23 protein-coding genes and 1 tRNA gene are annotated in these 25,414 nt (G+C 65.4%); 17 read left to right on the top strand and 7 right to left on the bottom strand.

What is annotated here, in order from left to right; translation table 11 throughout:
* Positions 1–113 precede the first annotated feature (113 nt).
* From WD430_RS14000 to WD430_RS13990, 3 genes are all read left to right on the top strand, one after another.
* Complete coding sequence (locus WD430_RS14000) at positions 114–2,369, top strand: NADP-dependent malic enzyme (protein WP_339103046.1); 2,256 nt, start codon at positions 114–116, stop codon at positions 2,367–2,369.
* A 238-nt stretch (positions 2,370–2,607) separates the two neighbouring features.
* Positions 2,608–3,972, top strand: a complete 1,365-nt coding sequence (locus WD430_RS13995) for a PQQ-binding-like beta-propeller repeat protein (protein ID WP_339103045.1) — start codon at positions 2,608–2,610, stop codon at positions 3,970–3,972.
* 74 nt (positions 3,973–4,046) lie between these two features.
* Entirely contained in the window at positions 4,047–4,418 is a 372-nt protein-coding gene (locus tag WD430_RS13990) for a 30S ribosomal protein S8e (protein WP_008894623.1), read from the top strand.
* A 136-nt stretch (positions 4,419–4,554) separates the two neighbouring features.
* Here WD430_RS13990 and WD430_RS13985 read toward each other — a convergent pair whose 3' ends face one another.
* Positions 4,555–5,538: an aldo/keto reductase gene (locus WD430_RS13985; RefSeq protein ID WP_339103044.1), complete on the bottom strand. Its 984-nt coding sequence runs from the start codon at positions 5,536–5,538 to the stop codon at positions 4,555–4,557.
* 131 nt (positions 5,539–5,669) lie between these two features.
* Positions 5,670–6,665 (bottom strand): PhoU domain-containing protein, encoded by a 996-nt coding sequence (locus WD430_RS13980; RefSeq protein ID WP_339103043.1) that lies wholly within the window; start codon positions 6,663–6,665, stop codon positions 5,670–5,672.
* Positions 6,666–7,191: 526 nt separating this feature from the next.
* Between WD430_RS13980 and pstB (WD430_RS13975) the strand changes: the two genes are divergently transcribed.
* The 6 genes from pstB (WD430_RS13975) to WD430_RS13950 all read left to right on the top strand — a co-directional run bounded on the left by pstB (WD430_RS13975) (position 7,192) and on the right by WD430_RS13950 (position 12,765).
* Positions 7,192–8,046 carry a phosphate ABC transporter ATP-binding protein PstB gene (pstB, locus tag WD430_RS13975; protein ID WP_339103042.1) on the top strand — a complete coding sequence of 285 codons (855 nt, stop codon included), beginning with the start codon at positions 7,192–7,194 and terminating at the stop codon, positions 8,044–8,046.
* A 375-nt stretch (positions 8,047–8,421) separates the two neighbouring features.
* A complete protein-coding gene (locus WD430_RS13970) occupies positions 8,422–9,396 on the top strand; it encodes a PstS family phosphate ABC transporter substrate-binding protein (protein WP_339103041.1) in 975 nt (324 codons plus the stop codon).
* Positions 9,393–10,316 carry a phosphate ABC transporter permease subunit PstC gene (gene pstC, locus WD430_RS13965; RefSeq protein WP_339103040.1) on the top strand — a complete coding sequence of 308 codons (924 nt, stop codon included), beginning with the start codon at positions 9,393–9,395 and terminating at the stop codon, positions 10,314–10,316. Before WD430_RS13970 ends, pstC begins: the two co-directional genes overlap by 4 nt.
* Positions 10,316–11,206 carry a phosphate ABC transporter permease PstA gene (gene pstA, locus WD430_RS13960; RefSeq protein WP_339103039.1) on the top strand — a complete coding sequence of 297 codons (891 nt, stop codon included), beginning with the start codon at positions 10,316–10,318 and terminating at the stop codon, positions 11,204–11,206. The genes pstC and pstA overlap by 1 nt, the downstream gene beginning before the upstream one ends.
* Positions 11,207–11,208: 2 nt before the next feature.
* Positions 11,209–12,078, top strand: a complete 870-nt coding sequence (gene pstB / locus WD430_RS13955) for a phosphate ABC transporter ATP-binding protein PstB (RefSeq protein ID WP_339103038.1) — start codon at positions 11,209–11,211, stop codon at positions 12,076–12,078.
* A gap of 195 nt (positions 12,079–12,273) precedes the next feature.
* Positions 12,274–12,765, top strand: coding sequence for a metal-dependent hydrolase (locus tag WD430_RS13950; protein WP_339103037.1), 492 nt, complete (start codon positions 12,274–12,276; stop codon positions 12,763–12,765).
* A 120-nt stretch (positions 12,766–12,885) separates the two neighbouring features.
* Here WD430_RS13950 and WD430_RS13945 read toward each other — a convergent pair whose 3' ends face one another.
* Positions 12,886–13,065 (bottom strand): universal stress protein, encoded by a 180-nt coding sequence (locus tag WD430_RS13945; protein ID WP_345786455.1) that lies wholly within the window; start codon positions 13,063–13,065, stop codon positions 12,886–12,888.
* Between the two features lie 34 nt (positions 13,066–13,099).
* On the opposite strand from WD430_RS13945, the gene phoU reads away from it, so the two are divergent.
* Positions 13,100–13,771 (top strand): phosphate signaling complex protein PhoU, encoded by a 672-nt coding sequence (gene phoU / locus WD430_RS13940; RefSeq protein ID WP_339103036.1) that lies wholly within the window; start codon positions 13,100–13,102, stop codon positions 13,769–13,771.
* Between the two features lie 37 nt (positions 13,772–13,808).
* On the opposite strand, the gene WD430_RS13935 is transcribed toward phoU, so the two are convergent.
* Positions 13,809–14,669, bottom strand: coding sequence for a polymer-forming cytoskeletal protein (locus WD430_RS13935; RefSeq protein ID WP_339103035.1), 861 nt, complete (start codon positions 14,667–14,669; stop codon positions 13,809–13,811).
* Between the two features lie 125 nt (positions 14,670–14,794).
* On the opposite strand from WD430_RS13935, the gene WD430_RS13930 reads away from it, so the two are divergent.
* The 4 genes from WD430_RS13930 (at position 14,795) to WD430_RS13915 (ending at position 17,656) form a co-directional block, all read left to right on the top strand.
* Positions 14,795–14,989 (top strand): DUF5800 family protein, encoded by a 195-nt coding sequence (locus WD430_RS13930; protein ID WP_008894610.1) that lies wholly within the window; start codon positions 14,795–14,797, stop codon positions 14,987–14,989.
* A 97-nt stretch (positions 14,990–15,086) separates the two neighbouring features.
* Positions 15,087–15,171: transfer RNA gene (locus WD430_RS13925), tRNA-Ser, on the top strand.
* Between the two features lie 625 nt (positions 15,172–15,796).
* Positions 15,797–17,398 carry a 4Fe-4S ferredoxin N-terminal domain-containing protein gene (locus WD430_RS13920; RefSeq protein ID WP_339103034.1) on the top strand — a complete coding sequence of 534 codons (1,602 nt, stop codon included), beginning with the start codon at positions 15,797–15,799 and terminating at the stop codon, positions 17,396–17,398.
* Between the two features lie 60 nt (positions 17,399–17,458).
* Positions 17,459–17,656 (top strand): hypothetical protein, encoded by a 198-nt coding sequence (locus WD430_RS13915; protein WP_339103033.1) that lies wholly within the window; start codon positions 17,459–17,461, stop codon positions 17,654–17,656.
* Positions 17,657–17,725: 69 nt separating this feature from the next.
* Here WD430_RS13915 and WD430_RS13910 read toward each other — a convergent pair whose 3' ends face one another.
* Positions 17,726–19,252, bottom strand: coding sequence for a (R)-citramalate synthase (locus WD430_RS13910; protein WP_339103032.1), 1,527 nt, complete (start codon positions 19,250–19,252; stop codon positions 17,726–17,728).
* A gap of 380 nt (positions 19,253–19,632) precedes the next feature.
* Between WD430_RS13910 and hpt the strand changes: the two genes are divergently transcribed.
* Positions 19,633–20,193 carry a hypoxanthine/guanine phosphoribosyltransferase gene (gene hpt, locus WD430_RS13905; protein WP_339103031.1) on the top strand — a complete coding sequence of 187 codons (561 nt, stop codon included), beginning with the start codon at positions 19,633–19,635 and terminating at the stop codon, positions 20,191–20,193.
* 28 nt (positions 20,194–20,221) lie between these two features.
* Here the strand turns inward: hpt and WD430_RS13900 are convergent, their stop codons facing one another.
* Positions 20,222–20,596, bottom strand: a complete 375-nt coding sequence (locus tag WD430_RS13900) for a DUF192 domain-containing protein (protein ID WP_407067121.1) — start codon at positions 20,594–20,596, stop codon at positions 20,222–20,224.
* A 359-nt stretch (positions 20,597–20,955) separates the two neighbouring features.
* Here WD430_RS13900 and WD430_RS13895 point away from each other — a divergent pair, with 359 nt between their 5' ends.
* Together WD430_RS13895 and WD430_RS13890 are read left to right on the top strand one after the other, a co-directional pair.
* Positions 20,956–21,564: a hypothetical protein gene (locus WD430_RS13895; protein ID WP_339103030.1), complete on the top strand. Its 609-nt coding sequence runs from the start codon at positions 20,956–20,958 to the stop codon at positions 21,562–21,564.
* Between the two features lie 271 nt (positions 21,565–21,835).
* Entirely contained in the window at positions 21,836–22,363 is a 528-nt protein-coding gene (locus tag WD430_RS13890; RefSeq protein WP_339103029.1) for a hypothetical protein, read from the top strand.
* Between the two features lie 61 nt (positions 22,364–22,424).
* Here WD430_RS13890 and ppc read toward each other — a convergent pair whose 3' ends face one another.
* Positions 22,425–25,118, bottom strand: coding sequence for a phosphoenolpyruvate carboxylase (gene ppc, locus WD430_RS13885; protein WP_339103028.1), 2,694 nt, complete (start codon positions 25,116–25,118; stop codon positions 22,425–22,427).
* Positions 25,119–25,414: the final 296 nt, after the last annotated feature.

Raw genomic sequence — 25,414 nt, 5'->3', positions numbered from 1 at the left:
TCGAATCGGGGAACGCGTCGGTCTCGAGCACCGATCGGATCGGATCGAAAATTCGACGATTGTCGAAACTGACCTTCACATTGTTTTTAGTACTCCCCTGCAGTGTCCCCAATATGGGATTAGACGAGGACGCACTCGAGTATCACCGAACCGATCCGCCGGGAAAGATAGAGATTTCGACAACGAAACCGACGAATACCCAACGCGACCTCTCGCTCGCGTACTCGCCCGGGGTCGCCGCGCCGTGTACGGAGATCGACGAGGACCCGACCGACGCCTACCAGTACACGGCCAAGGGGAACCTCGTCGGCGTCGTCTCGAACGGCTCCGCGGTGCTGGGACTGGGAGATATCGGCGCGCAGGCCTCGAAACCCGTCATGGAGGGGAAGGGCGTGCTGTTCAAGCGCTTCGCCGACATCGACGTCTTCGACGTTGAACTCGACGAGGCCGACCCCGACAAGATCGTCGAGGCCATCAAGATGATGGAACCGACGTTCGGCGGCGTCAACCTAGAGGACATCAAGGCGCCGGGCTGTTTCACCATCGAGGAACGCCTGCGCGAGGAGATCGACATTCCCGTCTTCCACGACGACCAGCACGGTACCGCGATCATCTCCGGCGCCGCGCTGCTCAACGCCGCCGACATCGCCGGGAAGAGCCTCGAGGAACTCGAGGTCGTCTTCTCCGGCGCCGGCGCGAGCGCGATCGCGTCGGCCCGCTTCTACGAGTCGCTGGGCGTCCGAAAGGAGAACATCACGATGTGTGACTCCTCGGGGATCATCACCGAGGCCCGCGCGGAGGAGGGCGACGTCAACGAGTACAAACGGCAGTTCGCCCGGGACCTCCCCGAAGGCGGCCTCGCGGACGCGATGGAGGGCGCCGACGTGTTCGTCGGCCTCTCGATCGGCGGCATCGTCTCGCAGGACATGGTCCGCTCGATGGCCGACGATCCGATCATCTTCGCGATGGCCAACCCCGATCCCGAGATCGGCTACGAGGAGGCCAAAGAAGCCCGCGACGACACGGTCATCATGGCCACCGGCCGCTCGGACTACCCGAACCAGGTCAACAACGTGCTCGGCTTCCCCTTCATCTTCCGCGGCGCGCTCGACGTGCGCGCGACCGAGATCAACGAGGAGATGAAGGTCGCCTGCGCCGAGGCGCTGGCAGACCTCGCCCGCCAGGACGTCCCCGACGCGGTCGTCAAGGCCTACGGCGACGAACCGATCCAGTACGGCCCCGACTACATCATTCCCAAGCCGGTCGACCCGCGCGTGCTCTTCCGCGTCGCGCCGGCGATCGCGGAGGCCGCGATGGAGTCCGGCGCCGCACGCACCGAACTCGACTTAGACGAGTACGAGGAGGAACTCGAGGCCCGCCTCGGGAAGTCCCGCGAGATGATGCGCGTCGTCCTCAACAAGGCAAAGAGCGATCCCAAGACGGTCGCGCTCGCGGAGGGCGAGAACGAGAAGATGATCCGCGCGGCCTACCAGATCCAGGAGCAGGGGATCGCGCTGCCGATCCTCATCGGCGACGAGAGCGAGATCCGCCAGACCTCGGCCAACCTCGGACTGGACTTCGATCCGCAGGTCGCGGACCCGTCGGTCGGCGACTACGAGGAGTACGCCGATCGACTCCACGAACTCCGTTCCCGCAAGGGGATCACCCGGAGCGAGGCCGGCGAACTCATCGAGCGCGACACCAACTACTTCGGCAGCGTGATGGTCGAACAGGGCGACGCCGACGCCCTCCTGACCGGCCTCTCGCATCACTACCCGTCGGCGCTGCGACCGCCGCTGCAGGTCATCGGCACCGACGACGACGTCGACTACGCTGCCGGCGTCTACATGCTGACGTTCAAGAACCGCGTGATCTTCGTCGCCGACGCGACGGTCAACCAGGACCCCGACGAGGAGGTCCTCGCGGAGGTCACCAAACAGACGGGCAAGCTCGCACGCCGGTTCAACATCGAACCGCGCGCAGCGCTGCTCTCGTACTCGAACTTCGGCAGCGTCGACAACGAAGCGACCCGCAGACCCCGACGCGCCGCGAGCATGCTCCAGGCGGACCCCGAGGCCGACTTCCCGGTCGACGGCGAGATGCAGGCCGACACGGCCGTCGTCGAGGACATCCTCGAGGGCACTTACGGCTTCTCGGAGCTCGAGGACCCCGCGAACGTGCTCGTCTTCCCGAACCTCGAGTCGGGTAACATCGGCTACAAGCTGCTCCAGCGACTCGGCGGCGCCGACGCCATCGGCCCGATGCTGGTCGGCATGGACAAGCCGGTTCACGTCCTCCAGCGGGGCGACGAGGTCAAGGACATCGTGAACCTGGCGGGCGTGGCCGTGGTCGACGCCCAGCAGGAGTAGGCTCGACGACACCCACCACGACCGAACGAAGTGAGGGAGTGGCCTTTTTTGGTCGAGATTTTTCGCGTGAGCGGTGAGCGACGGAGGAAGCGAACCCGAACGCGAAAACGGTCGGTGCGCGGTCGTCGATGCCTACAGGAGTGATTTCGGCAACACGGCTCGTCCCCGCGGGACTCGAGTCCCGCGGAAACCACCGTTCTTTAGCTGTCGGAACGCGTGACGGTCAGTAGAACTTGGAATGCGATTCACGAACCGACGCGCGGCGACCGGACGCGATCGAGACGGCGCTGGCGACGTCTCGAGGCGACGACTCCTCGGCGCGGGCGGCGCCGCCGCGGCGACGGGACTCGCCGGCTGCGTCGACCTCCCGAGTACGCTGGGCGACCTCGTCGACGACACGGACGCGGTGTCGCTGTTCCAGAACGGCCTCCGACGGCTCGGCTACTACCCCGACGAGACCGTCCCGGAGTCGGTGCGCGTCAACTGGTCGGCTCCGATCAACGCCGCCGACCACACGGCCGCCAAGTCCAGTCCCGTCCCGACGCCCGACGGCGAGACGATCGTCTTCGCCGGCGACACCGGCTGGGTGTACGGCTACGCCCCGTCTGGCGAACTGCAGTGGACGACGAAGACGGACGCGACGAACAAGGGCTTTCACGGCTCGGCGGCGATCATCGGCGACACCGCCTTCATCGGCGGCTACGACGGCGACCTCTACGCGCTGGATACCGAGAGCGGGGACCTCGTCTGGCGCACGCGCTCGGAGGACGGCGATCTGGGCGGCCCGCTCGCGATCGGCTCGAGTCCGGCCTACCACGACGGCAGCCTCTACGTCGTCTCCGAGTACGCCCCGCCCTCCTCCGGCGCGATCTGGGAGATCGATCCCGACACCGGCGAGCCGACGTGGAGCGACGACCGCGTCTGGGGGCAGGCCCACCCCTCGCCGACGATCGATCTCGAGGCGGGCCGGCTGCTCTTCGGGTCGAACGACGGCGTCGTCTACTGCTGGGAGTACCCCTCCCTCGAGTTCGCGTGGTCCTTTCAGGCCGACGCCGACGGGGAGAAACAGGAGGGCGGCGCCTTCCGCAAGGGCGCCCAGATCAAGGGCACCGTCGCGGCCCACGACGGCTACGGCTACGTCGGTAGCTGGGACGGGAACTCCTACTGTCTCGACCTCGAGGACGGTTCGGAGGAGTGGGCCTTCGAGACGGGCGAGGTGATCATGTCGAATCCGGCCGTCGACGTCGACGCGGACGTCGTCTACATGGGCAGCGACGACGGCTCCGTCTACGCGCTCGATCCCGACTCGGGCGATGAGCTGTGGTCGACGGACGTCGGCGGCCGCGTCATCGGCGCGCTGACGGTCACCGCGGAGACGGTGCTGGCCGGCTCGTACGATTCGCACCTGTACGCCCTCGACAAGGAGACCGGCGACCGACGATGGCGAGTCCGGAACCGGGGTCGGGTCACCAGCGCGGCGGTGCCGGTCGACGGACGGATCTACTACGCCGAGCGCGCCGTCTTTTCGAACTACTACGACGATGACGCGGAGACGACCCTCGAGGAGCCCGGACACGCCTACTGTCTGGTCGGCGACGAGTAGCGAGTCGGTGAGACGGCGGTCCCGACCGGAGCGCACTCGTTGCATATAAATATGCGCCGGGACTGGGTGTGAGTATGCAAAACCAGGGACGCTCCACGCGCAAGCGAACCGGTGGTCGACTGAAGAACGTCCGCAAGCGCCGCAAGAACGAACTCGGGCGCCTGCCGACGGAGACGCAGGTCGGCGAGCCGCGATACCGGACCGTCGACGTCCGCGGTAACGAGACGAAGACCCGCGCGCTCGCGACGAACGTCGCCAGCGTCAACAAGGGCGGCGAGACCGTCTCCGCGGAGATCGAGGACGTCGTCGAGAACGACGCCAACCCCAACTACGTCCGCCGAAACATCATCACGAAAGGCGCCGTCATCGAGACCTCGGAAGGCCGCGCCCGCGTCACCTCCCGTCCCGGTCAGACCGGTCAGGTCAACGCCGTTCTGCTCGACTAGACCGCGACCGTCTCACTTCGTCTTCGCTTCGGCGGCGACGCTCGGTTTCCCTCGAGCGACATCTTTCTTCGAACAGTCGCGGAACCCCGTTCGCGCAGTCACAGTGCCCGCTCGAGCGGGCGCAATCGCAGGCGCGTCAGACGTCCCCGATCTCGGGATTCCAGACCGGCGTCTTCGGTGCCTCGAGACGCTCGATCTCGTCGGCAGTCAGCTCGACCTCGAGCGCGACGACGTTGTCCTCTAAGTGCTCGATCGTCCGCGGGCCGATGATGGGGGCGTCGACGAGATCCTTGTGCAGGAGCCACGAAAGCGAGAGCTGCGCCGGCGTCGTGTCCTTCTCGTCGGCGAGGTCGCGGACGACCTCGAGGACGTCCCAGTTCTCCTCGGTGAACCGCTTCGCCATGAACCCGTCCGACGCGGCGCGGCCCTCCTCGGGGTCCGCGTCGCGCTCGTACTTGCCCGTCAGGAAGCCGCCGGCCAGCGGCGACCACGGGAGGACGCCGATCCCCTGGTCGGCACAGAGCGGCAGGACGTTGGCCTCCTCGTGGCGGTCGACGAGGTTGTACTCGCACTGCATCGAGACGAACCGCTCGCGGTTGTTCAGGTCGGCCTCGTACAGCGCCTTCGAGAACTTCCAGGCTGGCATCGTGCTCGCGCCGACGTAGCGGACTTTCCCCTCGTCGATCAGGGTATCGAGCGCCGAGAGCGTCTCCGCGATCGGCGTCTCGTCGTCCCAGCGATGGATCTGGTACAGATCGACGTAGTCGAGGCCGAGGCGCTCGAGGCTCGCGTCGGCCTGCTCGAGAACGTGCTTGCGGGAGAGTCCCTGCCCGTTCGGGCCGTCGTGCATCGGCCCGTAGACCTTCGTCGCGACGGCGAGTTCCGACCGCGCTCGGTCGGACTCGGCCAGCGCCTCGCCGAGGATCTCCTCGCTCTCGCCCTGCGAGTAGACGTTCGCCGTATCGAAGAACGTGATCCCGAGGTCGAGCGCCCGCTGAACCACGTCGCGGGACTGCTCGCGGTCGTTTATCATCCACGGCTCGCCGGAACCGAAGTTCATACAGCCGAGACAGAGCCGGGACACCTCGAGTCCCGTCTCGCCGAGGTGGGTGTACTCCATCCCGTCGTCGTTCGCCCCGCCGCGGGAAAGTCCTCTCCCGGTCTCGCGAACACTGTCCCGGCGCCCGATACGAACCTCGAGTGGGGAACGGCCGCTCGAGCGGGCAATAGAAAAAGCGAAAGAGAGCCGAATCAGGGACGGGGCGCGGCCTTCTGAAGCGCCGTCTCGGCGATGTTGCCACCGTAGTCGGCGCTCCGGGAGAGCGAGTCGACGATCAGCCCCAGCGACTGGGCCTGCACCGGCTCGAGCTCCCGGAGCATGTCGTCGATCGTTCGGGTGTGCTCGTCGATCTCGAGGATCGCCTCGCGGGCGGCGTGGCCGAGATCGGTCGCCTCGTCGCTGTCCTCGGCGACCAGCGCGTCCATCGACTTCTCGAGGATATCCGACACGTCGTCGTGGAGGTCGACGAGCGCGTCGGCGACGTCCCCGGGAATCGCCTCGAGTTTGAGCGCGAGATTGCTGATCTTGGCGGCGTGATCGGCGACCCGCTCGAGCTGGCGGGCGCTCGAGTGGAAGTCGAAACAGTCCTCGCGGTGGACGCCGAGCTCCTCCGCGGCCCGCGGCGAGCGCAGCGTCGCGCGGAAGATCCGCGAGACGACCTGCCAGAGGCGGTCGACGTCGTCGTCGCGTTCGATGACGTCCTGCGCGATGTCGTCGTCGTTCTCGACGAGGGCCGTGACGGCGTCCTCGAGCATCGCTCGGGCGATCAGGCGCATCCGCGAGACGGCGTTGACGATCGAGAGCTCCGAGGAGTCGAGCAGGTCCTGAATGACGACGCTGTCGGTCGTCTCCTCTAAGACCTCGACACCGACGAGGCTCTGAGTCGCGCTGCGGATCGCGCTGCGCTGGTCGGTCGTGATGCGGCCGGCCGAGAGACGGATGATGTCGAAGCCGCTGACGTACATCGTCATCACGGCCCGAGTGAGTCGCTCGCCCTCGAGATCCGTGATATCGAGGGTCCCCGTCTGGCGATCGGTTTCGTTCTGCGGCGTCAACAACAGCGAGTCCTCCTCCGGGTAGAACTCGACCGTCGTTCCGGCGCTGACGTCGTTGTCGATCGCCCAGGACTTCGGCAGCGAGACGGTAAACGTCGACCCGCCCGTTACCTGCACCTTGCGCGTCTCCATACCGAGGCGATTCGCCCGTGTGCGTATAAATCCATCTTCCTCTATAGAGTTCTCACCCGAGGCCGAGACGAGCACAGTACCGCCGCTATCTCGGTAATTCGCCGAGAGATACTGACCACTAATCCCCTGAGAGCCGGTCTCGGGGGTACGGATATGTAGATACTGCGATGAACTATGTAGCGGCGTCGAGGCTGAATCCGCGAACCGAACCGTTCGCGATCGACGCGTCGCTCGATCTCGGGAACGCGACCGTGTCGGCGACCAGCGAAGTGGTTCGTTCCGGTATCCATAGATCACTATAGCGCCACTGGACCGACTTGCCGCGGACGGACCGGTCATAGCACGGTATTTATCCGCTCGGCGGCTGGCTTCCGATGATGGTACCTGCGCACGGACTCGACGCCGGCCGAGCGGAACCGGGGTCGGTCCGACGCGCGACGCCGATCGCGTGCCACCACGGCAGCGACCGCATCGAACCGCGTTCTCAAACTCGTAACCGGCCGAAATTACCGATTCGATCACTACAATGACCGCGAACGGAACCCGATCCGTCTCGACGTCCGACGACAGCAACGCCCTCGAGGACACGTCGATACCCGGCAACGCTCCCCTCGGATCGCCGCGCATCGACGACGCCGTCATCGAAGCCCGCGAGCTGGACGTCTACTACGGCGACGATCAGGCGCTCCAGCGCATCGACATGGACATCCCCGAACGGAAGGTAACCGCGCTGATCGGTCCCTCCGGCTGTGGGAAGTCGACGTTCCTGCGCTCGATCAACCGGATGAACGACCTCATCGACATCGCTCGCGTCGAAGGCGACCTCTACTTCCGCGGGAAGAACGTCTACGACGACGACGTCGATCCCGTCGCCCTGCGCCGGAAGATCGGGATGGTCTTCCAGTCGCCGAATCCCTTCCCCAAGAGCATCCGCGACAACGTCGCCTACGGCCTGCGCGTTCAGGACAAGGACGACAACGTCGACGAACAGGTTCGTACCGCCTTAGAGCGGGCGGCCCTGCTCGAGGAAGTCGAAGACCAACTGGACTCGAGCGGGCTGGATCTCTCGGGCGGTCAGCAACAGCGGCTCTGTATCGCGCGCGCGATCGCCCCCGATCCCGAGGTCGTCCTGATGGACGAGCCGGCGTCGGCGCTGGACCCGATCGCCACCGCGAAGATCGAGGACCTGATCGAGGACCTCTCCGAGGAGTACACGGTCGTCATCGTCACCCACAACATGCAGCAGGCGGCCCGTATCTCCGACAAGACGGCGGTCTTCCTCACCGGTGGCGAGCTCGTCGAGTTCGACGACACGGACAAGATCTTCGAGAACCCCGAGCACGACCGCGTCGAGGACTATATCACCGGCAAGTTCGGGTAAGGGCGGCGAGCGTCGACAACGCGACCCTCCTGAAACCCCTCGTCGGGCAGTTCGTGATCGGTGCGTCGCGAGACTCGAGGCGCGTCGAGCGCTTCGACCCGACTCCAGGGCCTCGCCGCTGTGGCGCCGTTCGAACGGACCGAACGATCGTCGCAGTCTCGTCTATATATGTTCGGTCGATTTCCGTCGAACACGATATCGCTGGACGTATTTCCATTCGTTCCGAATCGCCTGACTGGCATGAATTGTCATATGTATGGGTTAGCGGCCTGGGATCGGTACCAGTCACCGGACTGACTACCACGGTATTAGATACATATCTCTATATAGTCCTCATAGTAGTCTACTTACCTACAGTGTGGCTTGCATCCGGTGATGTCGAGAGAAACCACGGCGTCCCTGCCGACCGAATCCGGTCGGCGTGATTTTCTCGCCGCGGCTGGCGTTGCCCTTTCCGGTGGATTAGCCGGCTGTAGCGGCGTCTTCGCCGCGGAAGGGAAACAAGTGAACGTCGCGGGGAGCAGCACGGTGTTTCCCGTGACCGAGGCGATCGCCTCCGCGTTCTCCGAAGAGAACCCGACCGTCAACATCTCGCTCAGTAAGACCGGAACTGGCGGTGGGTTCGGGAACTTCTTCTGTGCGGGGCGGACCGACATTAACAACGCGAGTCGGGCGATCGCCGACGCCGAAATCGAACAGTGCGGAAACAACGACGTCACGCCGATCGAGTTCCAGATCGCGACCGACGCGCTGACGGTGGTCGTCAATCCGGAGGCGGACTGGGTCGACTGTCTCACGGTCGAACAACTCCAGGAGATCTGGCGGACCGACGGCGCCCAGCGGTGGAGCGAACTCGACGACGAGTGGCCCGACGAGGAGATCGAACTGTACGGCGCCGCGACCACCTCGGGCACGTTCGACTACTTCAACGAGGCGGTCCTCGGCGAGGAACTGAACCACCGTAGCGACTACTACGCGACCGAACGGGACCGAACGATCGTTCAGGGGGTCCGCGGTTCGGAGTACGCCATGGGGTACTTCGGCTTCTCGTACTACAGCGAGAACCCGGATTCGATCAAAGCCGTCTCGATCGACAGCGGTGACGGCTGCGTCGAGCCGTCGATCGAGACGGCCATGTCCGGCGAGTACACGCCGCTTTCGCGACCGCTGTTCATCTACGTCGCGAAGCAATCGCTCACGAAACCGGCGGTCCGTGACTTCGTTCGGTTCTACATGGAACGGGCCGCGACGGATCTCGTCTCCGACGTCGGTTACGTCCCGATCGACGAGGAGACACGCGACGAGAACCTCGAGAAACTCGACGCCGCGGTCGCGGAGGTGACCGAATGAGCCAACCCGATTTCTCCCACGACGACATCCGAACGGCGCGGGGGACCGCGTTCAAGTACCTCTTCCTGCTCTGTGCGCTCCTCTCGATTCTGACGACGCTCGGGATCATCCTGACGTTGCTCATCGATGCGGTCGATTTCTTCGCTCAGGTTTCGCCCGTCGAATTCCTCACCGGAACGGAGTGGAACCCGACGCACGATCCGGTCTCGTTCGGCGTGCTGCCGCTGATCTCGGGGACGCTCGTCATCACCATCGGCTCGGCGATGGTCGCGCTCCCGATCGGGCTGCTGACCGCTATCTATCTCAGCGAGTACGCCTCCGACCGCCAGCGCGCCTACCTCAAGCCGGCGCTCGAGGTGCTGGCGGGCGTGCCGACGGTCGTCTACGGCTACTTCGCGCTGGTCTACGTGACGCCGGCGCTGGACACGTTCCTGCCGCTGTCGACGTTCAACGCCCTGTCGGCGTCGATCATGGTCGGTATCATGATCATCCCGATGGTCTCCTCGATCAGCGAGGACGCGATGAGCGCGGTTCCGGACTCGCTTCGTCAGGCCAGTTACGGCCTCGGCGCGACGAAGTTCACCGTCTCGACGTCCGTCGTCGTGCCGGCGGCGCTGTCGGGAATTTTCTCCTCGTTCATCCTCGCGCTCTCGCGGGCGATCGGCGAGACGATGATCGTCGCCATCGCGGCGGGACAGACGCCGCGGATGGTCGATCTCTCCGACCCGGCGGGAATGTTCCTGAACTCGATCCAGCCGATGACCTCCGCGATGGTCCAGATCGGGACGGGCGATCTCGTCGGACAGGGACCGGCGTACAAGAGCCTCTTCGCGGTCGGACTAACGCTGTTCGTCATCACCTTCGCCATGAACCTCATCAGTGAACTCGTCGCGTCGCGCTATCGGGAGGTGTACCGCTGATGGCGGCCGACACCCGCGACGAACCCGTCGACTCCGGGTTCGGTCAGATCAGCCGGACGAAAGACGTCGCCTTCCGTCTGCTCGCGCTGGCGGCGACGCTCATCGGCATCGTCTCGCTGGCGGCGTTGCTCCTGAACGTCGCCGTCGACGCCGTCGGCTGGCTCGACTGGCAGTTCCTCACGAACCCGCCGCATCCCGACCCGTATCAGGCCGGGTTCCTGCCGGCGATCGTCGGTTCGATCGCGATCATGCTCGTGATCGCGCTCGTCACGTTCCCGCTCGGCGTCGGCGCCGCGATCTATCTGGAGGAGTACGCCGGCGACGGCTACCTCACGAAGTTCATCCAGCTCAACATCGCGAACCTCGCCGGCGTCCCCTCGGTCGTGTACGGCCTGCTGGGACTGGGGCTGTTCGTCGGCCTCTTTAGCATCGGCTACGGGTCGGTGCTGGCGGCCGCGTTCACCGTCGCCCTGCTCATCCTGCCGATCGTGATCATCTCGGCCCAGGAAGCGATCCGGTCCGTTCCCGACTCCCAGCGGCAGGCGTCCTACGGGATGGGCGCGACGAAGTGGCAGACGATCCGCAACGTCGTACTGCCGCGGGCGATGCCCGGCATCATGACCGGGACGATCCTCGCGCTCGGCCGCGCGATCGGCGAGACCGCGCCGCTGATCATGATCGCCGCCCCGACGACCGTCTTCGGGCTCCCGAACGGCCCCTTCAGCAAGGTCAGCGCCATGCCGCTGCAGATCTACAACTGGGCCTCCTACCCCCAGACCGAATTCCAGTACGGCGTCGTCGCCGCCGGCGTCGTCACGCTACTCGTCGTCCTGCTGACGATCAACTCGATCGCGATCGTCATCCGGAACCGATATCAACAGCGCACCTGACAATGACTAACGAACAGATGACCTCCTCGGAAACGGAATCGACCGACGACCAGCCAGCCCCGACGCCGGGAACCGGCGGTCTCACCGACAGTGCCGACGCCGGCGCCGAGACGGTGACCGACCGAACGCTGCTCGAGGCGCGAGACCTCGACGTCTACTACGGCGATGACCAGGCGCTTCAGGGGATCAACATGGAGATTCCCGAGAAACAGGTGACGGCGCTGATCGGTCCCTCGGGTTGCGGGAAGTCGACGTTCCTGCGCTCGATCAACCGGATGAACGACCTCATCGACATCGCCCGCGTCGAGGGCGACCTCTACTTCCGCGGGAAGAACGTCTACGACGACGACGTCGATCCCGTCGCGCTCCGTCGGAAGGTCGGGATGGTCTTCCAGTCGCCGAACCCCTTCCCCAAGAGCATCCGCGACAACGTCGCCTACGGCCTGCGCGTTCAGGGCAAGGACGACAACGTCGACGAGAAGGTCCGAACCGCCCTCGAGCGGGCCGCCCTGTGGGACGAAGTCAAGGATCAACTGGACTCGAGCGGGCTGGATCTCTCGGGCGGCCAGCAACAGCGACTCTGTATCGCGCGCGCGATCGCTCCGGACCCGGAAGTGATCCTGATGGACGAACCGGCGTCGGCGCTGGACCCCGTCGCCACCTCGAAGATCGAGGATCTGATCGAGGACCTCGCCGAGGAGTACACGGTCGTCATCGTCACCCACAACATGCAGCAGGCGGCCCGCATCTCCGATAAGACGGCGGTCTTCCTGACCGGTGGCGAGCTCGTCGAGTTCGACGACACGGACAAAATCTTCGAGAACCCCGAGCACGACCGCGTCGAGGACTACATTACCGGCAAGTTCGGCTAGTCGCCGACGCCCGCTTTCGGACGACGGCCGCCGATCGCGCGCTGATCGAGTGCAATTTTGGTCGAAGCGACGCTCTCAGCTACCGATCGTGTGAGCGAACGCACTGGCTACCGTCAGATGAGATACGTTGCTCCGAGAATGTGTATTGTTCACTAACCATACTCCTTATGTGATACACTAGCATGGTTTGGGAACATGGTTGCCACTGGGGTGCATATCCTGCTCAGTCTGGCACTGGTCCTGCTCATCGTTCGATCCGAACGAGCCGAGCCGTATCTCGTCGCGGCGCTCGCCGCGACCGTCCCCGACGCCGACACGTTCGTCTTTCGGCCGCTGATCGAACTCGGCTACGTCTCGAGCGTCGCGTGGACGCACCGAGGACTCACGCATTCGCTGCTGGCAGGGGTCGTCGTGGTCGCTCTCCTCTCCGCGTTCGGTCCCTGGCGAGCCGCTGCGATCGGGTTCGGATCGCACGTCGCCTTCGACATGCTGAGCGGCGGGGTCCAGCTGTTCGCGCCCGTCGAGCAGACGCTGTACGGGGTTTCGCTCGATTGGCTACTCCTGAATATGTTCGCGTCTGCCATCGCGGTCGCCGTGATCCTCGGCGGCCTGCTCGGGATGAAGTACGACTTCGACCGACGAGTTCCCCTTCGGTCCCCGAGATCGACGCTCGAGCGGTTCCGATAGTGCGCCGTCTCGACGATTCGTCCCGCCCTCGCCGTGACTCCTGCCCACGGCTTCAGCCGGTGCGTTCGCCTCGAACGTCTATGAGCGGGAGGCGGAACCGACGCGAACCGACCGCGTCCGTCAGGCGGCGTCGATCGTCCCCTCCGGGCGGACCGTGACGACCGGGAGGGACGCCGTGCGGACGACTGTGTCGGTGGCGCTGCCGACGATCCGTTTCTCGAGCCCCGTTGGGCCGGCGGTTCCCATGACGATCATGTCGGCGACCGCTGGTGGCGACCGGTCGCGAAGCGAGGTGAGCACAAGTTATATCTTCGCCCGGGAAGGTGGCAGAATCATGGCCAGGAAATCGTACCAGGAGAAGCTCGCGGAACTCCGCGAGGACATCCTCTACATGAGCGAGGTCGTCATGGAGCGACTTCGGATGGGGCTCGACGCCCTCGAGCAGAAAGACCACGAACTCGCCCGCGAGGTGATCGAGGGCGACGGCGAGATCAACCGGATGTACCTCGACTTAGAGCAGGACTGTATCGACCTGCTGGCACTCCAGCAGCCGGTCGCGAGCGACCTCCGGTTTATCGCCGCCTCGTTCAAGATCATCACCGACCTCGAACGGATCGCCGATCTCGCGACGAACCTCGGGGAGTACACGTTGGACGCCGAGGAGAACCTCTTCCCCGACGTCGACGTACAGGAGATGGGCGAGTTGACCCTCCAGATGGTCGAAGACGCGATGGTCGCCTACGACGAGGAGGACACCGAGGCCTGCCGCGAACTCGCCGCTCGCGACGATGATCTCGATCACTTCGCCGAGCGAGCCAGCGAGATCGTCGTCCGCGACCTGATCGAGCGCGAGCTCGACTCGCCAGACGAGGTCGAACTGCTGCTCCAGGACGTCTCGCGGCTCCTGTTGACCATTCGGGACTTGGAGCGCGTCGGCGATCACTCGGTCAACATCGCGGCGCGGACGCTGTACATGGTCGAAAACGACGACGAACTGATCTACTGAGCGCGGCGCGCCACGCCCGCTTCGCCCGGCACCGTTCTCACTCGGAATCGCGGTCGGTCGTCACCATCGTGATCTCGCCGGCGGCGCGGATCGTCCCGTCGATCTCCGCGTCGGGGCCGAGTTCGAGCGCCGCACACGAGACGTCGCCGAGGATTCGAGCGCCCGCCGCGATCCTGACGTCGCCGTCGCGCGTGGTCAGATCGCCGTGGATCCGCGTTCCCTCGCCGACGGAGACGTCGCCTCGAGCCCGGAGGCTTCCGAAGATCGTGGTGTCGGCTCCGACGTCGATCGTCTCGGCGCGGACGTTCCCGTGGAGCCGGCAGTCGTCCCCGATCGTCGCGGGCGTCGAGACTCGCCAGGCGTCGTCACTGACCGTCGCGTTCTTGGGGATCACGAGCGGGTCGGCGTCGATCTCCTCGCCCTCGTCTTCGTCGACGAGTTCGGAGACGAGTCGCTGCGCGGTCTGTTCCTCGCCGATCAGCAGGAGGTGTTTGAGGTAGACGAACAGGAACACGATCGTCGGCATGGGGTTGCGGATGACGATCCAGCCGTTGGCCTCGAACCCGTCCTCGATCTCGACGTCGTCGCCGATATCGAGATCGCCGGCGACTTTCATTTCGCCGCCGACGTGGACGCGTTCGCCGATGTAGGCGTCCTGACCGACGAGCACGTTCTCGGCGACGTCACACCACATGTCGAGCCGACAGTCTTCCTCGGCCTCGATGGCGCCGCCGAACGAGACGCTCTCGCCGGCGAGGACGTTTCGGCCGCGCACCCCGAACTCGACGGTCGACCGACCGCCGACGAGCACGTCACCGTCGGTTACGAGGTCGACTTCCTTGGCTTCCGTTCCGTCGGGAACGACCAGTTCGTCCAGCGGGTCCCTACTGAAGGCCACACTTCGCCCCAAAGGAGTCATCCACTAATAAACCTCGCGCGTCGTCCGCCGCACGTCTGACGCGCGTCTCACACGCGCGGAAGTGCAACGCCCCGCTTTTAATCCCGCACCGCATACGGCCGTCCATGACGACTCTCGCGTTCGACGAAGAGGGGGTCGACGTCGTCTACGAAGGCACCGAGTTTCGCCTCGAGCGAGAACTCATCGAGGAGGCGACGGAGAAGACCTACTACGACGTGACCGACCACGAAGTGCTGCAGATCGTCGCCGAACAGCCGAACCTCCAGGGCGAACCGCGACGCGTCGGTGATATCCTCTGAGAGCGAGCGGGAATCCCGGGACCGAGATGCGACATACACCACCAAACGGGGAGAAAATCGAAACCGGTAAAAACATCACCCGAATAGGAAGGGATGAGCCGAGATAGCCTAGCCCGGCCAAGGCGGTAGATTCGAAATCTACTGTCCTCACGGACTCGGGAGTTCAAATCTCCCTCTCGGCGTTTTCAGCAGCACAAAACGGCGAGCGGTGCGTGGCGCATAGGGCCACGGAATCGCGAACGGCGAAGCCGTGAGCGTAGCGAGCCGTCCGTGCTGCTGAAATCCAGTACGAAAGATTTGAATTAGACCGAGGTTCTGCGCTTCGCGCAGGTTCTCGGGCGTGGTTCAAATCTCCCTCTCGACGCTTTTCCGCGACCAATTCCGCGAGCATCGCGTAGCGTGTGCTCGCATCCGTGAGTGGAGAACGGCACGGGAATTCGAACGAGAGGAGACGCGCGCTGCGAAGCGAGCGCGTCGTTGCGTGATTCGAACCTCACTCTCGCCCTCCGGTCGCCTCGAGCCGGTGAGTCGTCCGGGTTTCCGCTCGCTATCCGTCGACTCGAGTCCGATCGCCGATTTTTCAGCCGAGCGCGCACGGTAGCAACTGAAATCAATCTTTGCGCTCGAGACCCGTCGCCGGCCCGTCGGTGACTGCGAGCGACTTCGCTCGGTGACGACTCGAGCGCCGGACGGTACCATGTCACTCGCAAGCATACCGTTTATCGAAATCGGAGCGAAATCGATACTACCACTAGCTAACATGGAACTCGATTGTAATCAGGTGGCCGTCGGTTGGGGTGGACAGCGGTGAGTTCCGACGATCGAGACGGAACGGACGAAGAGACGTTCCATCCGCTCGGCGAGGACTGGCAGGACGGTCTCGAGGCGGAGCTCGAGGACACGGAGTACGACGCGGAGTTGGGCATGGAGATGGCAAAAGACGCCATGCGCGTCACGAAGGGCGAGCTCTCGGAGGCGGAGTTCCACGATCGCTATCACGAGGACGTGCTGGACGAGTTCGGCGAGGACGAGCGACCGGTCGAAGCCGGCGACACGGCCGACGAAGGGAGCCGTTTCGAGAGCACGCTCTCCCGGCTCGGCGTGGGCGAGGAGTCGCGCCGAGACGTGATGAAGAAGATGGGCGGCGCCGGTGCGGTGGGATTCGGTGCCTGGGGCCTCTCCAACGGCGGCTCCGACGAGCCGCCGGCCGCCGCGCTCGCGGAAGAGTCCGAAGAAGGGGGCGAAGAGGAGGAAGGGACTCAGTGGGGGATGGCGCTCGACCTGGAGTACTGCGACGGCTGTCTCTCCTGCGTCGTCGCCTGCGCCGAGGAACACGACTGGAACCAGGGCGCCAACTGGATGTACATCCTCGACTATCAGGACGAGACGACGGACGAGGATGAGAGCTATCGCCTCATTCGCCCCTGCCAGCACTGTACCGACGCGCCGTGTGAGAAGGTGTGTCCGACGACGGCACGGCACACCCGCGACTCCGACGGACTCGTGCTGACCGACTACGACGTCTGCATCGGGTGTCGGTACTGTCAGGTCGCCTGTCCGTACGGCGTCAACTACTTCCAGTGGGACGAGCCCGAAGTCCCGGAATCCGAACTCGACGAGGACCACGTCTACGACGAACGTGGCCGGCCGGTCAGCGCCCGCGCGCCGAAGGGCGTCATGGCGAAGTGCACGTTCTGTCCGACGCGCCAGGACGGGAGCAAAGGCGAGGAGTTCGTCGGCAGGACGGCCTGCGAGGACGCCTGCCCGCCGGAAGTGATTCAGTTCGGCGATATGAACGACTCGAGCAGCGATCCCCAGCGCTACATCGAGAACACCGCCAAGAGCCGGTCGCTCACGCAGACCGCCGACAACCTTCCGTCCCCGGAGGACGTCGAGAGCGCCCTCGAGGGTACCGACGCGAACCTCGAGGCGGTCATCGAGGCCGTCGAGGCCTTCGACGAGGAGACGATCGCCGTCATGCTGGCGATCGCTGTCCTCGGTCCGGAAGGCCAGCCCGAGGGCCCGGAGAACAGTACGTTAGCCGATCAGGAGGAACTCGTCCTCGAGCTCGTCCAGACCCTCGACGAGCACGGACTCAACCTCGAGGGACAGGAACTGCTCGTCGAACTGGACCTCGCCGAGGAACCGGGTGACGACGAGGAGTTCGGGGGACCGAGCGAGGAGCTCGCACAGGAAGTGCTCGAAGACTTCGGCGGCGACCCGCAGTCGCAGTTCAAACTGCTCGAGGACATCGGGACGGATCCGAACGTCGTCTATATTGGCAACCAACCCGGTCCGGAAGCCCACCAGGTCGAGGGACCGGTCGCCTACGAGGACGTCGACCAGACGGACGTCCGCAAGGACGTCCTCGACGAGGAGACCTTCGGCCCTCAAGGCCCCTCCCTGTGATCGGAGAGTCCCCTGGCGGCGACCCGTCGGGTTCATTACGCCCGCCACGAAGGTCTACGTATGGACATTCGCCAGCGACTGATCGTCGGTTCCCTCTGGATCGGCGTCGCGGCCCTGATGGCGATCGCGCTCGAGCCGGGCGTTCCGTCGACCGTGAGTGAAATCCCCAAACTGCTCGTCGTGCTCTTCGCGCTGTTCCTCGCGGGCGTCTACCTGCTCGATCCCTGGAACGTCATCAGCCGCCAGCGGTTCCACTAGCGATCGAGACGGGAGCGTAGCGATACCGCTACGTCGATCGGTCGCGTCGAAAACGGACCGCTCGCGATATCAGTCGTCCGCCGGCGCGAGCGGCTGTTGATCGGCAGCGAGCAACCGATCGAGCGCGTCGACCATCGCCTCGACGCTCGCACGCGTGATGTCGGCCTCGCTGCGGGCGACCGTCACCGACCGATCGTTGCGCATCATCGTCACCTCGACGGTGACGACGGCGTCGGTGCCGCCGGTCACGGCGTCGACGTGGTACGAGTCGAGCTCGGCGTCGGCCATCGAGCCCAGCGCCTCGCGGACCGCGGAGACGGCGGCGTCGACGGGACCGGAGCCGGTCCCGCTGGCGACGCGTTCCTCGCCGTCGACCTCGAGTCGGACGCTCGCCGTGGGGACGGCACCGCCGCTGGTGGCGTTGAGGTCCAGCAGTTCGACGACGCGCTCGCGGTCGTCGCCGGTGACGTCCTCGGCGATGGCCAGCAGATCGGCGTCGGTGACGCGACGCCCGCGGTCGCCGAGTTCGGTCACGCGCTCGGCGATCGCGGCGATCGCCTCCTCGTCGGCCTCGACGCCGTGTTCCTCGAGGGTCGCCGCGACGCCCGCGCGGCCGGTGTGCTTGCCGAGCGCGAGCCGCCGTTCGCGGCCGACGGTCTCGGGCGCGTAGGGCTCGTACATCTTGTCGTCCTTGAGCGTCCCGTCGGTGTGGATCCCGCTCTCGTGGGTGAAGGCGTTCTCGCCGATGACGGCCTTGTTCGGCGGGAGCTGAACGCCCGTCGCCCGGGAGACGGTCTGGGCGAGGCCGTACAGTTCCGTGAGGTCGAGCGTTTCGACGTCGTAGACGTGCGAGAGCGCGATCGCGACCTCCTCGAGGGCGACGTTGCCGGCGCGTTCGCCGAGCCCGTTGACCGTGCAGTGAACGAGGTCGGCGCCGGCCGAGACGGCCGACAGCGCGTTCGCGACGCCCAGCCCGAGGTCGTCGTGGGTGTGGGCGCTGACCGGCCCGACGTCGGCGAGCCGACTCACCGCTTCGGCGGTGCGTTCGGGTCCGGTGTGACCGACGGTGTCGGCGAAGCAGATCCGATCGGCGCCCGCGTCGACGGCCGTCGCGTTCAGGTCCACCAGGTAGTCGAGATCGGCCCGCGAGCCGTCCTCGCCGATGACCTCGACCCAGAGGTCGTGTTCTTTCGCGTAGGCGACGAGTTCGGCGGTCTTCTCGAGGTTGTCCTCGTGGGAGGTGCCGACCTTGCCCTCGATGTGGCGGTCGCTCGCGGGGACGACGAGGTGGACTCCGTCGACGTCGCAGTCGAGCGCCAGATCGATGTCGGACTCCATCCCGCGACAGAAGCTCGTGACGCGGGCGTCGAGATCGAGGTCGGTCACCCGCGAGATGGCCTGCCGTTCGCCCGCCCCGGTACAGGCGCTGCCCGCCTCGACGACCGAGACGCCGGCCCGCTCGAGGGAGCGAGCGATCTCGACTTTCTCGTCGGGCGTCAGGGAGACGCCCGGGGCTTGTTCGCCGTCGCGAAGCGTCGTGTCGAGAAGGCGGACTGTGCGGTCTGGAGCGATCGTGTCGTCGGCGGAGTGCGTCACAGGTAAAAGTGAATCAGTTGTTACAGCAGTCTGTTCATCGGAGAATTTCACGCCCAGCCGGGTCGCCCCGACTTCCTCTATCCTCGGACATATGTATGTGCCTCTATCACAGTGTGCTGACTTAAATCCGCCGGTCCCGAATCGCGGAACCGAGTTTCGGGACCGGTCGCGTCCGCTCGACGTCTCGGTCCGCCCGATATGCGGTGGCGCGTGCTATCGACTGCTCTCGCTGTCGCTCGGCCAGCCGACAACGCCGCGCGAGGGTCGAGCGAACAGTGCGGAACCGAAGATCCCGTCTCCGAACTCCTCGAGCGAACGTTCTCACGCCGCTGAACCCACCCGAACACCCTTCCAGTCTCCCGTGGTATCCCCGCTCGAGCATGGACCCGACCCTGGAGCCGCTCGCGCGGTCGCTTCGCGAGGCCCCGGTCGTCGACCGCGACGGCTACGAGTACTTCGTCCACGGCGTCACCGACGGGGTGCCGTCGATCGAACCCGCGGTGTTAGAGGCGATCGCCGACGGCATCCGCGAGCGGATCGACCTCGAGGGCGTCGACGCGCTCGTCGCGCCCGAAGCGATGGGGATTCACCACGGGACGGCGCTGTCGCTGGCCACCCGCGTCCCGCTGGTCGTCGTCCGCAAACGCGCCTACGGCTTTCCCGAGGAGGTGGCCGTCCACCAGGAGACCAGTTACGGCGAGAGCGACCTCTACCTGAACGGCGTCGACGCGGGCGACCGCGTCGTCCTGATCGACGACGTGCTCTCCTCGGGCGGAACGATCGAGGCCGTCTGCGAGGCCCTCGAGGCCGTCGACGCCGAAATCGTCGACGTCGTGACCGTCCTCCGGCGGGTCGACGCGGACCACGAGGACGTCTCCCGGGACGTGACGAGTCTCCTCGACGTCCGCGTTCGAGACGGGAAACTCGAGGTCGTCGACTGAGCGGCAGTTGCGGGATCGGGAGCCGTAATCAGGACTCGAACACGACCCGGTCACCTTCCTCGACGCCGTCCGCGGCCCCGGCCGGGAGTTCGACGAGCAGGTCACACTCCGCGCGGGCGAAACTCAGCCACGGGCGCAGGCGTTCGACGCGCTGGACGACGCCGTCGGCGATCCAGACGGCGTCGATCGGGAAGAAGACGAACAGCATGTGGACGTCGCGAACCGCGACGGAATCGAATCGGAAGGCCAGCGCGGCGCCGTCGGGCAGCGATCGGCGAAACATCAGGCCGCGGGTCTGGGTCACCAGCGAGTCGGCGAGGTCGACGTCCGTCGCCAGCACTCGTCGGTCGCCGCCCTCGTCGGTCGAATCGCCGCCCGAAACCGGTTCGTGAACCAACTGCACGCCCTCGTGTCGGGAGGCGGATAGCAAAAGTCTTCTCGCTCGAGGCGTCTCCGAGAGCCGACTGCGACGAGACCGAGCAGATCGGTTCTACGGAATACCGTGCGAGCAGTGCTCGATCCGAGGAGTGTAGATCTGCGAAAACATCGTCGTATTCGCAACGGAAACGCTCCGTGTACTACCGGCTGGATTATAACGCGATCTTTCTCGTTGCTAACCGTCCCTTCATCACCGTAACCGCAGTGATGCGACCGAAAACGCTCGGGTAGGCGGCGCCACGCGAAGATTACGACCGTGAACGAACTTCCGTCTTTTATTGGATGCCGTTTCTACGTGAGAGCGTCCGCGGGGACGAGAGAACGATGACTGACAGTACCAAACACCGGCCTGAGAGAATCGTTGCCGATGAATCACGCCGGACGTTCCTCAAGAAGAGCGTCGTCGCAACCGCCGGCGCGAGCGCCGCAGCATCGGGCGTAGCGAACGCACAGGACTACGACGAGGAGCGGCCCGGCCCCCTCGAGGGCGCGTGGGAGGCATTGATTTTCCAGAACAACTTCCATCCGGAAGCGCGGTTTGCGATCGTCTCGGACACCATCGACTGGTCTCCGAATTACGGCGGGATCGACGATAGCTGGTTCACGGGCTACAACACGCGCATGATTCGGTGGCTCAACACTGGCGAACACGTCCAGCTATTCGTCGCGGACGAGGCCGACATCGGGCAGTACGATGTGAGCCTCGGATATGTCCCGAACCTGAAAGACGGCTCTGACCGGCCGCTGGTGTACGAGGTTAGCCCGGAGTGGTCACCCTTCGATGACGATCCGCGGCTGACCACGATCAACTTCAGTCCGGTCGAGACGGAGATCGAAACGCAACTGCTCGAGGGGGACGACTGGTGGCGGAATCAGCAAGAGACGATCCCCGACGACGAAAGCACCGGCGGCAACGACACTGACGGTAATTAGACTGCCGACTCCGGGGAGAAGAACCGCTGGCCGGCGCTCGGAGTTCGGGTTCTGCTCGTCGAAATTCGCCGGACTCCGTTCCCGACCCGACGTCGTACTACGCCGTTCCGCAGCGCCGGTTCCTGCGACCGAAGGTACCGTTTCGTCTCACCGCGCGAACGATCCGCGGAACCGACGCGACTCGAGCGAGCGGTCGGAGGTCGGAGCCCGGAGCCGACTCGCCGACCCGTGACGTTCAACTGCTCGCCGCGTGAATGGCCGCTAACTACGCATGGAGAAAACGCCGCGTGGCACGTCGGTCGGCGTCGACGACCCCTACGAGTTCGCCGGCGTCTGCGACCACCTCACCGGGGAGGGTCGCTGTCGGTACGCCTTCGACCACTACGAGCACGACCCCGAGTTCGCCCGCGAGCGCGCCGCCGACGACTACGAGTGTCCCGTCGTCGACCCCGAAGCCGACTGGACGTGGGCCGACTGCCCGCACTTCCGCTCGCGCAATCGCGATCGAGAGTGCGTGCGTTGCGGCCTCGAGGAAAAGCGCATGGCCCACGACGACGAACGGCCGCTGCTCGAGGAGCATCACCTCTCGTACGCGCGCGACGGGGAGACCCTCTCCCACGAGATCACGATCTACCTCTGTCGGTGGTGTCACGCGAAGGTCCACAACTCGTGGGCGCGGATCACCGACGACGCGGCGCCGGACCCGGACGCGATCGCCGCGCTCGAGCAACGGCGCGGTCGCGAACGCGAGGAGTTGGGATTCGAGTCGGCCGCGGAGCGATACGACGAGGACGACTAACGGGATCGGAATCACGGCCGCGTCGGCCGCGCCGTGGCGCCGAGCCGGTCGGGTCGGCCGATCAGCCCGTGTTCTTCATGCCGGCGGCGATTCCCTTGACCGTCAGCCGCAGCGTCCGCTCCTCGATGTCGGTGCGGTGCGTCTGCTGGAGCAGGTAGACCTGCAGGATGTTCAGCGGGTCGACGTAGGGGTTGCGCCGCGCCAGGTTCTCGCCGAGCCAGTCGCGGGTGTGGAGGTCCTCGCGCTGCCCGATGGTCGTGATCAACTCCGTCGCTCGCCGGTACTCGTCGGTTATCCGCGGGAAGAACCGCTCGCGGAGGTCCGGCTTCGCCAGGTCGGCGTACTGTTCGGCGATCTCGAGTTCGGTGCGGGACAGCGAGAGGGCGGCGTTGTCGAGCGTCGTCCGGAAGAACGGCCACTCGTCGTACATCTCCTGGAGGGTCTCCATCGAGCCGCCGTCGTCTAAATAGGCGTCGATGCCGGACGCCAGCGCGTACCAGCCCGGGAGGATACACCGCGACTGGGTCCAGGAGAACACCCACGGGATCGCCCGCAGGTCCTCGACGGATCGTTCCCCGCTGCGGGAGGCCGGTCGCGAGCCGAGATCCAGGTCCTCGATGACCGTAATCGGCGTCGCCTGCTCGAAGTACCGGACGAACCCCTCGCTCTCGAGGAGGTCGCGGTACTCCCGCCGGGCGATGTCGGCCATGGTCTCCATCGCCTCGAACCACTCCTCGGGGAGCTCCTCCTCGTCGGGCTCCTCGGTCGCGTACAGTCGCGCCCGGAGCTGGGCGTTGAGCATCTGCTCGATGTTGCGCTCGGCGATGCGGGGGTTGGCGTACTTCTCGGCGATGGCCTCGCCCTGTTCGGTGAACTTGACCTGACCGGTGATCGTGTTGTTGGGCAGCGCGAGTAGCGCCTCGTTCATCGGGCCGCCGCCACGTGAGATCGAGCCGCCGCGGCCGTGGAACAGCCGCATCTGGACGTCGTAATCGTCGCAGATCTCGCCCAGCCGGCGCTGGTTCTTGAACAACGACCAGTTGGCCGCGAGGAAGCCGTTCTCCTTGTTCGAGTCCGAGTAGCCCAGCATGATCTCCTGGGTCTGGCCGCGGGCCTCGAGGGCCTGACTGTAGGCCTCGTTCTCGAACAGAGTGCCCATGATCCGGCGCGCGCCGGAGAGAGCGTACTCGGTCTCGAGCAGGGGGACGATGTCGATCCCCGAGTGTTCGGGCAGGGAGACGACGCCGGCCTGGTCCGCCAAGAAGAGCACCTCGAGGACGTGGCTGGGCTCGTCGGTCATCGAGATGGCGTAGGTGTCGATGGCCTCGACGCCGTACTCGGTCTGCCAGTCCCCGAGGCTGTCGAACAACTCGAGCACTCGCGCCGAGTCGTCGGAGAGGTCGCCCGTCTCCGAGAGGTCGATGAGGGGGTCGTCCTGCAGGACCGCGTCGGTCAGCAGTTCGACGCGTTCGTCCTCCGAGAGCGACTTGTAGTCGATCCCCTCGCGCTCGAGGGCTTCGGCGATGGCGTCGGTGTGTTTCTGCTGGTGTTCGCGCAGATCGAGGCTGGCCAGCGAGAAGCCGAAGGTGGCGACCTGTCGGCGGATCGGATCGACGTGGGCCTCGACGACGCTCTCGCCACCGTTGTTCCGCAGGCTCTGGGCGATGACCGCGAGGTCATCGAGCAGTTCCTCGACGTCGTCGTAGCCGCCGGGCCGAACGTCGCCGACGCGCGCGAGGCGCTCGCGCATGAGTTTGAGCTTCTGACGGTAGGGCTCGCCCGGGTATCGCTCCTCGGCCGTGCGGGCGCTTCCCGGCAGTCGCTCGCGGTCCGCCTCGAGGGAGGCCTGGAACTCGCCGCCCGGGTCGATCCGGCTCCCGTCCTGACTCAACACGCCCGAAAGGCGCTTGAGCTCGTCGCGGTACTTCTCGAGGACGACCTCGCGCTGGCGTTCGAGCGTGGTGGCGGTGACCTCGGGCGTGACGTAGGGGTTGCCGTCGCGGTCGCTGCCCGCCCACGAGCGGAACTCGAACAGTTTCGGAATCTCGAGGTCGCCGTCGGTCTCCGCATCGATCGCGTCGGCGAGTTCGTCGTAGACCTCGCCGACCACGTCGAACAGCGTGTTCTCGAGATACCACTGGACGTTGCGCGCCTCGTCTTCGGGTTCGGGCTGGCGGTTGCGCACCTGCGGCGTCTGCCACAGGCTCGTTACCTCCGCGTCGATGTCCCGCCAGACCTGTTCCTCCTCCTTCTCGGTCAGCAGCCGCTCGTCTAAGGTCTCGAGGTGCGTCGAGATCGTCCGCAGCTTCGATTTGACGGTCTTGCGCCGGGCTTCGGTCGGATGGGCCGTGAACGTCGGCTCGATGAGGACGTCGTCGAGTACCCCCGCGACGGTGTCGACGCCCCGCTCGCCGAGCTCCTCGGCCGCCATCTCGAGACTGTCCTCGAGCGTTCCCTCGTCGGATTCCGTGCGGATCGTCCGGACCCGCTCGCGCTCCTCCGCGAGGTTGATCAGTTCGAAGTAGGTCGTAAACGCCCGCGCGACGATCCGCTGTTGGTGGGGCGAGAGCCCCTCGAGTCGCGAGACCAGCGGCTCTCGCGACTCGAGGTCGCCCGACCGGTAGTCGATCGCCGCTTGCCGACACGACTCGACCGTCTCGAATCCCTTTCGGGAGGTCTGGTCCTCGAGGACGTCGCCGAGCAACGCACCGAGCTCTCGGACGTCCTGTCGAATCTCCCTGTTGTGAAGTCTCATACTGGTATGGTGTGTCTTCTCCCCCAAAAACCCCTGTGTAGCCGGTCTACCGCAGATTTGAACCGTTTTCCGTGATAGTTATCGACGGCGGTCGATAGCGGCGACGCTTCTGACGGAGGATCGATACCAGCGCGTTCATCCGGACGCCGTCGTAGTCGACTCTCCAGCGCTATTTCGATCGGATTCGACTCGCAAGCGGCGACTCGTCAGTGCCGAGTTCATCGATTAGTGACACGCATTGACGCGAGCGGCATTCAAATTACTACAAGAATAGTGAATTATCTGAGACGAAGGTC

It is taken from the genome of Haloterrigena sp. KLK7, from assembly GCF_037914945.1.
GTDB classification, from domain to species: Archaea; Halobacteriota; Halobacteria; order Halobacteriales; family Natrialbaceae; genus Haloterrigena; species Haloterrigena salinisoli.
The sequence above is the reverse complement of the archived record's forward strand: the minus strand, read 5'-3'. Positions and strand labels throughout refer to the sequence as shown.